This is a genomic window from Aphanizomenon sp. CS-733/32 (assembly GCF_028330045.1).
In the GTDB taxonomy this organism is placed as follows: Bacteria; Cyanobacteriota; Cyanobacteriia; order Cyanobacteriales; family Nostocaceae; genus Dolichospermum; species Dolichospermum gracile.
In genome coordinates, this window is sequence record NZ_JAQMSE010000182.1 from 1 (window position 1) to 7,338 (window position 7,338).

10 protein-coding genes and 1 pseudogene are annotated in these 7,338 nt (G+C 39.9%); 6 read left to right on the plus strand and 5 right to left on the minus strand.

Features of this window, described 5'->3' with window-relative positions:
• Window positions 1-112 (minus strand): annotated as a pseudogene (locus PN471_RS14715) (photosystem II q(b) protein); the annotation flags it as partial.
• Between the two features lie 264 nt (window positions 113-376).
• On the opposite strand from PN471_RS14715, the gene cofG reads away from it, so the two are divergent.
• From cofG to PN471_RS14740, 5 genes are all read left to right on the plus strand, one after another.
• The gene (cofG, locus tag PN471_RS14720; protein ID WP_271777489.1) at window positions 377-1,345 is read left to right on the plus strand and encodes a 7,8-didemethyl-8-hydroxy-5-deazariboflavin synthase subunit CofG; all 969 of its coding nucleotides are present in this window, start codon (window positions 377-379) and stop codon (window positions 1,343-1,345) included.
• Between the two features lie 88 nt (window positions 1,346-1,433).
• Window positions 1,434-2,282: a hormogonium polysaccharide biosynthesis protein HpsJ gene (gene hpsJ-B / locus PN471_RS14725; protein WP_271777490.1), complete on the plus strand. Its 849-nt coding sequence runs from the start codon at window positions 1,434-1,436 to the stop codon at window positions 2,280-2,282.
• Window positions 2,283-2,549: 267 nt separating this feature from the next.
• On the plus strand, window positions 2,550-3,053 hold the full coding sequence (locus PN471_RS14730) for a hypothetical protein (protein WP_053540673.1): 504 nt from the start codon (window positions 2,550-2,552) through the stop codon (window positions 3,051-3,053).
• Window positions 3,054-3,191: 138 nt separating this feature from the next.
• A complete protein-coding gene (locus PN471_RS14735) occupies window positions 3,192-3,608 on the plus strand; it encodes an MAPEG family protein (RefSeq protein WP_271777491.1) in 417 nt (138 codons plus the stop codon).
• Window positions 3,609-3,781: 173 nt separating this feature from the next.
• Window positions 3,782-4,273 (plus strand): YajQ family cyclic di-GMP-binding protein, encoded by a 492-nt coding sequence (locus tag PN471_RS14740; protein WP_271777492.1) that lies wholly within the window; start codon window positions 3,782-3,784, stop codon window positions 4,271-4,273.
• An 81-nt stretch (window positions 4,274-4,354) separates the two neighbouring features.
• Here the strand turns inward: PN471_RS14740 and PN471_RS14745 are convergent, their stop codons facing one another.
• Complete coding sequence (locus tag PN471_RS14745; protein WP_271777493.1) at window positions 4,355-4,912, minus strand: glutathione S-transferase family protein; 558 nt, start codon at window positions 4,910-4,912, stop codon at window positions 4,355-4,357.
• Between the two features lie 13 nt (window positions 4,913-4,925).
• Window positions 4,926-5,390, minus strand: a complete 465-nt coding sequence (locus PN471_RS14750; protein WP_271777494.1) for a hypothetical protein — start codon at window positions 5,388-5,390, stop codon at window positions 4,926-4,928.
• Window positions 5,391-5,675: 285 nt separating this feature from the next.
• Between PN471_RS14750 and PN471_RS14755 the strand changes: the two genes are divergently transcribed.
• Window positions 5,676-6,386: a tetratricopeptide repeat protein gene (locus PN471_RS14755; protein ID WP_271777495.1), complete on the plus strand. Its 711-nt coding sequence runs from the start codon at window positions 5,676-5,678 to the stop codon at window positions 6,384-6,386.
• A 43-nt stretch (window positions 6,387-6,429) separates the two neighbouring features.
• Here PN471_RS14755 and PN471_RS14760 read toward each other — a convergent pair whose 3' ends face one another.
• Both PN471_RS14760 and psaM read right to left on the minus strand, forming a co-directional pair.
• Window positions 6,430-6,840, minus strand: a complete 411-nt coding sequence (locus tag PN471_RS14760) for a hypothetical protein (protein WP_193899739.1) — start codon at window positions 6,838-6,840, stop codon at window positions 6,430-6,432.
• A gap of 249 nt (window positions 6,841-7,089) precedes the next feature.
• Window positions 7,090-7,185, minus strand: coding sequence for a photosystem I reaction center subunit XII (gene psaM, locus PN471_RS14765; protein ID WP_193899737.1), 96 nt, complete (start codon window positions 7,183-7,185; stop codon window positions 7,090-7,092).
• Between the last annotated feature and the right edge of the window lie 153 nt (window positions 7,186-7,338).

Here is a 7,338-nt window from a genome sequence, read left to right on the forward strand (position 1 = left end):
TCATGAGTACGCCGAACCAACCGATATATAAACGGTTGTCTGTGCTGGTGATCCACTCGCAGAAGCGACCCCATAGGTTAGCGCTTTCGCGCTGTTGTAAGGTAGTTGTCATGTGTTTATAATTGCGTTTGAGTTATGTATTTTTTGGTAGGTGTTTCTACCTCATGAATTTATATTAAGCCTTATGTTTCGATTTGTAAAGGGGTTTTCGTAATATTTTTTAATAAATTTAGAAAACTGGGTCATCTTTATGGCTATAATCTAGATATGGCAAGGTTTTTAACCATTAATCTTTTTTGTAACAACTTCTAATTTTTTTGTAAGCCACGACCTTATTCCTGAAATTTTGGGTGCAGACCCTGCGCCCCTACTGTATATGTCGCTATCTGGTCAAAATATTGTTACCTACAGTCCTGCTTATACTATTGTCCCGACTTATGAATGCTTTAACCGCTGTTCCTATTGCAATTTCCGCACAGAACCGGGTAAAAGTCCTTGGTTAACCCTTGAGGCTGCTAAAAAGATTTTTTTACAACTTAAAAATCAAAATGTCTGTGAAATCCTGATTTTGAGTGGTGAAGTCCATCCCCATTCAGCCAGAAGAGAAGCTTGGTTTGAGCGAATTTATGATTTGTGTGCGTTAGCATTAGCAATGGGATTTTTACCCCATACCAACGTTGGTCCACTGAGTTGGACAGAAATGCAGAAACTTAAAACCGTGAATGTGTCAATGGGGTTAATGTTGGAGCAGTTAACACCACAACTATTAAATACAGTCCATCCTCATGCACCGAGTAAATTGCCCCAAGTGCGATCGCAACAATTACAATGGGCAGGAGAGCTAAAAATCCCCTTCACCACAGGATTACTTTTAGGAATAGGAGAAACAGAAGCAGATTGGTGGGAGACTTTAACCGCTATTTCCGAATCTCATGCACATTACCATCATATTCAAGAGGTAATTCTGCAACCCCACAGCCCTGGAACTGTGCAAACCTTTGACGCACCACCATTTGACCCCCAGCAATTACCGACAGTTATCGCTAAAGCGCGGGAAATTTTACCAGCAGACATGACAATTCAGATTCCCCCCAATTTAGTTGAAGATGAAAATTGGTTACTTGCTTGTATAGCCGCTGGAGCGAGGGATTTAGGAGGAATAAGTCCCAAGGATGAAGTTAATCCCGATTATCCCCATTTACAGGAACAGGAACTCAGAAATATTTTAGAGTCTAGAGGCTGGGATTTAGTACCACGTTTACCACTGTATCCCCAGTTTGACGACTGGTTGGGTGCAGGGTTACGACAGCAGGTACAAGAATGGCGAGAAAGATTTAAGCTCTAGCCCTGTTCATGAAAAAATAGCGACACAGTGCGATAAAAGTAACATTAAATATGCTAATTAATCTAATGTATTTACACTGTAAACGAATATGGCTACTAGTATATCCTCTAGGACATCCTTCTTGCTCCAGTTAATAGGTATCATCTGCATATTGTTTTTTTCTCTAGACCTTCTATTTTTATTATTCCCTTTACAAATTACAGATAAACTCTGGCAAATTAACCTGTGCAGAAGTCTTGTAGATCAGGGTATTGTACCATTGCTTGGTCTAGGAGCAATTATAACTGCATACTGGGTTGATAGAGCTAGTGAAAGTAGTCGTTCCTCTTCCTCTGGTCTAAAATTGCCAATTTTTATCCTATCTAGTTTGTTAGGACTAATATTTTTACTGATTTTTCCCCTACACCTGAGTAACGTCAATCAACTAAAGGCAGAGGGGTTAACACGGATTGAGAAAGAAGCGGAACAGTCAGAAAACCAAGTTAAAAGTCAATTAGCACAACTCCAAAATCAACTTGGTAATGATCAGGTAAAAGCATCTGTCGAGAAACAACGCGCTGCATTAAAAGAGCAACTCAGAACCCAGCTAAATGAACTGGTCAAGGATGAACAAAAGTATAATCAGGCACTTAGCAATAACCAATTACCAGAGGCACAGAAGGATTTACTGAAGCAGTATAAAACAAATCTTAACTCTCTTGATAATTTCATCGCCCAGCAAACAGACCCTGAACAACTCGCAAAGCAGAGAATTAGCCAAATTCAGACCCAAGCACAACAACAGTTGCAAAAAACCCAGGAAGATGCCTGGAAGGAATTGCGAACTGGTATTAATAGTTTGTTATTGTCAATTGGTTACATTGTCATCGGGTGGAGAGGATTAAGAGGTATGGGTGTTTCCAAAAGTGGTTCTAGTAGTCTGTCAACCAGAAAATGACGGGTGAAGGCAGGTAGGGGAGGTAGGGAAGAATAGAAGTTTTTTCCGATCATTACCCGTCAAAATGAATTTGACAAACTACTAGAGGGGTAAATGAGTCTATTTTCTTCTCGTAAGCCTGTCACCTGTAACCTGCCCCCTGTAACCTGTCACCTGTCACCGTGGCGTAGCACCTGTCACCTGTAGCAAAATGTAACTCTAGTTGGTTTGCCATTTACACGCTGTTTGGTAGAATATCTAGGTTGTTTAATCTCATGATCTTCATCTTTGAGTCAGTCAATAGATACTATCAACCTCGATACATTAGCCCAAGAACTAGCAACTATCCAGCAAACAGGTTCCAAGCGGATTGCCTTGCTAGGCTCTCGTCATGTGCCAATTACCCACCAAAATCTGATTGAAATGATGACTTATGCTCTGATTTTATCGGGCAACCGCATCATTACTTCTGGTGCTACAGGCACAAACTCTGCGGCCATCCGGGGCGCAACCAAGGCTGATCCCAACTTACTCACGGTAATTTTACCCCAGAGCTTGGAACGTCAACCCCAGGAATCGCGCCAGCAATTAGAACAGGTGATGCACCTGGTAGAAAACCCCAGTAATGATAACTTGTCTCTAGCTGAAGCGAGTTACTTATGTAACAAAGAAATCATTTCTCGTTGTCAACAACTAATCTGCTTTGCATTTCATGATAGTCGGACTCTGCTACAAACCTGTAGTGATGCAGAAGACCAGCGAAAAGTGGTAACACTCTTCTACTTTGACTAGAGTGAACTGCTGTTTTTGCAAAGCGAATGATGGAGACGGGAAAATGTTGGGTAAAGGGTAATAAGTTAACCAAATTACCCCTTATCCATTGATAAGAATGATTAATGCTTGACCAAGTACCCTAATTAAATTAGTTGAATGTCGCTATCTCTATTACCAGTACCTGCTATTTTTTTATACTCTATTGTCGTTGCGGCTATTCTCGTTTATCTACCCTATTTATTGGTAGCTTTTGCTAGAGTGCAGGTAGGATATGATCTTTCTGCGCCTCGCGCTATGTTTGACAAGTTGCCCCCCTATGCCCAACGGGCAACATGGGCCCATGAAAATTCCTTTGAAGGGTTTATGGTTTTTGCAGCAGCAGCGTTAATGGCGTATGTGACTGGGGTGAATTCTACTGAAGCAGTAACCGCAGCGATCGCTTTTAATATTGCTCGTTTGCTATACTCTATCTTCTATATTACGAATATACCCCTGTTGCGATCGCTCATGTTTGGTGTCGCTTCTTTTAGCTCTGGAACTCTGTTTTACCTCAGTCTCATGCAAATCAAATAATTAGGCAAAAGGGAATAAGGAGAATATTTATTTTTAATCTTGCCTATTGCCTATTGCCTATTGCCTATTGCCTATTGCCTATTGCCTATTGCCTATTGCCTCTTGCCTCTTGCCTATTGCCTCTTGCCTCTTGCCTATTGCCTCTTTCCAATTACCCATTACCAATTTTATTTATGGCTTCTACTTTTTCCTTTGATATCGTCAGCGACTTTGACAGACAAGAATTAGTTAATACTATTGATCAAGTTACAAGAGACGTTAAAAGCCGTTACGATCTTAAAGACACTCAAACCACCGTTGAATTAGGTGACGAAAAAATTACTATTGGTACTGACAGCGAATTTACTTTAGAATCAGTCCATACAATCTTGCGGGAAAAAGCCGCCAAGCGTCAACTTTCTCAAAAAATCTTTGACTTTGGCAAAGTTGAATCTGCCAGTGGCAACCGTGTCCGTCAAGAAATCACCCTGAAAAAAGGTATTAGTCAAGACATTGGTAAACAAATTTCTAAATTGATTCGGGACGAATTTAAAAAAGTTCAAGCCTCAATTCAAGGTGATGTTGTGCGGGTGACAGCTAAATCTAAAGATGATTTACAACTGGTTATGCAACGTCTCAAACAAGAAGATTTTCCCGTTGCTTTGCAATTTACCAATTATCGTTAAAGAGTTATTGGTCAGTTGTCATTGGCAAGACATAAAAGGAAGGAATAAATTCTTACCAATGACCAATGACTAACGACTAAATTACTTTCTTCCCCCGATGCTTTTTTGAAATGCGGGACGTTCAGACATTGACTGAATATAGTTCACAATTGCTGGGTAAGCACTCAAATCTAATTGGAGCATGATGGGGATATAAGAAAGAATTGATCCCACAGCCACATCAGCAACGGTAAAATCATTACCCAGTAAGAAAGGTTGTTTTGTCAAAATTTCATTTAAAGGAGTCAATAATCGTGGCATTTCTCGTTCACGATTAGCTTCTATAAAAATACCTGTTCCTAAACTAGAGTTGGCAAATAATACCCACTGACTAAATATGGCTTTTTCTTCCAAGGAATAAGCGGTTTTTGCGTATTTTTCCGCTAAATAAAGCAAAATTGCGCCTGATTCCCAAAGCTGGAAATCACCCTCAACAATCGCGGGAACTTTACCCATAGGGTTAATTTTCAAGAAATCTGGCTGAAGATGTTCCCCTGCTTTCATATCTAACAGCACGAATTCATAGGGAACTTCCAGTTCCTCTAAATACCACTGGATAATCGCAGCCCGACTACGAGCGCCGCCATAAAGTTTCAACATAGTTATAAGGATCTTAAAGAACTTTGTGAGTGTGAGAGTGTTGTTTTACGTTGTCGTCTTTGGTGACAACTCTAGCTGCATTTAGGACTCGTTTGCGCTCTGTCGAATAATTCAAGTCGGTTTTAGTAGTTCCCAAGGGAATCAATGTTTGGGCTACTTCACGGCGCTTATAGGTACGAGCCGCAGAAAGTAACCGTAATGGAAACTCATCTCCAAATTGTGCTGACTCTGGAAACCCTGCTGGCAAAAGTAGTTTATCACCCTCTAATACAGATCCCAAAGTTGTTGCATAAATCAATCTGTAAGAGGTAGGAATTTGTTTACATATAGCTTCTAAAGCTGCGGAAGGAATGGGTTCTATCACTTCAATTTGATGCACTTCCCCGTCTTCTTTATAAAAGCACGTAGCTAAACCAAGAACAATATAGTCCTCAGTATTAAGGTCGGTTGCATCAGCATAAGAAATTGTTGTTGTCATAAGAAATGTCTCTTCTAAAATTGGAAAATAGGGGTTTGTTGTCAGTTGTCAGTTGTTCGTTGTCTATTACCTCTTCCCTTTTATTCCCATCATTAAAATTTACACTTCAATTCTTTAGAATTTTACTGATTCGGGAATTGAACCTGGGTATGAAGTATACATTATTAGACTTATGGCTCATCTGTTGCTGGATGTAAAATCCAGGTTCTTCAACAATCCTAGAGGCATTAAGACACACAATCTGTAATTTTATTTGACAAATCAAGTAAATCAAATAGGCAACGTATGAATAAGCACTCTTTTTTAAATTCTGGTATTCAAAACAATCAAGTATGTCTTTCTGATCAAAACAGTCCTTGTCATCAGTCTGAGCGGTTACAGGATGGTAATGAATCAATGTTAGAAGAACGTTATTTACGCTCTTGTGCTTTGAAGTTAGCACAACAAGGGGATTATACCAAAGCGATCGCTCTCTTAAGTCACCTGATTGACCATCATCCCGAAAATGCTGTTGACTACAATAACCGGGGATTAATTTATTTCCAAAGTGGTGATAGTCAAAAAGCTATCTCTGATTATAACAAAGCCTTGGATCTAAATTCTAAATTAGCTAGTGCCTACAATAATCGGGCTAATTATTACGCTGCTTGTGGTCAATTAACGGACGCATTAGCTGATTATGAACAAGCATTGGATCTCAATCCCCATCATGTTCGGGCTTGGATTAATCGTAGTATTACTTTGCGCGATTTGGGAAACTATGCTGAAGCTATTGAAAACCTGGAAACTGCTATGCTATTTGGTCAACTCAAAGGCAATATCTGGGCGGAACGGGGACGGACTTATCATCTCTGGGGTGATTGGAATTGTGCGATCGCTGATTACCGTCGCGCCTTGGCAGAGCTACCATCTTTAAATTATCAAGATGTTTCTGGTTATCGCTTGCGTTTGCAACTTGAAACCTGGTTAAATGAGTTGCTATTTTTTGAAGAATAATTTTAGCAGTAGATGACTTAATTCAGAATTATCAGGGGGAGTATCAAGGTGCTGAATTAGATTGTTCTATTACAGTCTGATCTCGATTCATCAATATAACTGGACGCTGATTAGGGTCAAAGCGAAATGATTTTTGTTGCATAATACTTTTAGCCTCGCCGGGATCAAAGTTGCGGTTGAATTCTGTCCGCAAATTTTGCACACGCCCTTCCATAACTTTTACTTCGGTACGGACTGTTCGCAACTTATCCTGTTGTGACCAATGATAAGGCAATAATTGTACTAAAGCAGATACCGCTGCTGCACTAATAACTATATTAACTGCTACTTTGGCTGTAGTTTCCAGCGCCATTAGTTGATAGGCACGTTGGCGTAACCGTCGTTTAGGTCTTGGTACAGTTCGTTTGTTTTCTACGGGTTGTAGAGGAGGTCTAGATGGTTGAAACGCATTCATGGTGCTAACAATAGGCTTGCATAATTTACGGTAATGACCGTCAGAAGCAAACAGGTGCTAATTGCGGCTTAATTTAGCTGCTATATTACTTCATTTTTAGGAAATTTATACAAGTACAAGAATGAATAAAATATCACCTAGTAAGGTAAGGTGCAATTTTCAAAATCCTCACAGCTTAGAACTACAAGGATTTAGAAATCACGCTTACGGATACTAGGCTTGCTCACCTGTAACAGAGTTACATTGGTGTTATTTGTATAGCTCTGTAGCTAAACGCCAAGCTAGAATTCCTGGAATTATTGCTACAACCAAGGCAATGTAAACTTGAGTATCTGAGATAGGCATGATGGAAATCCTCCTAAGTTGAACTAGATTTTCAAGACTTCGTTTACTACTTTTCCCTGTTTTAGCAAGATTAGGAAACATCTTGTTACAAGATGCAACAAAAACTGGGGGTTTGTCATTGGTCATTGGTCAACTGTAACCTGTAACCTGTCA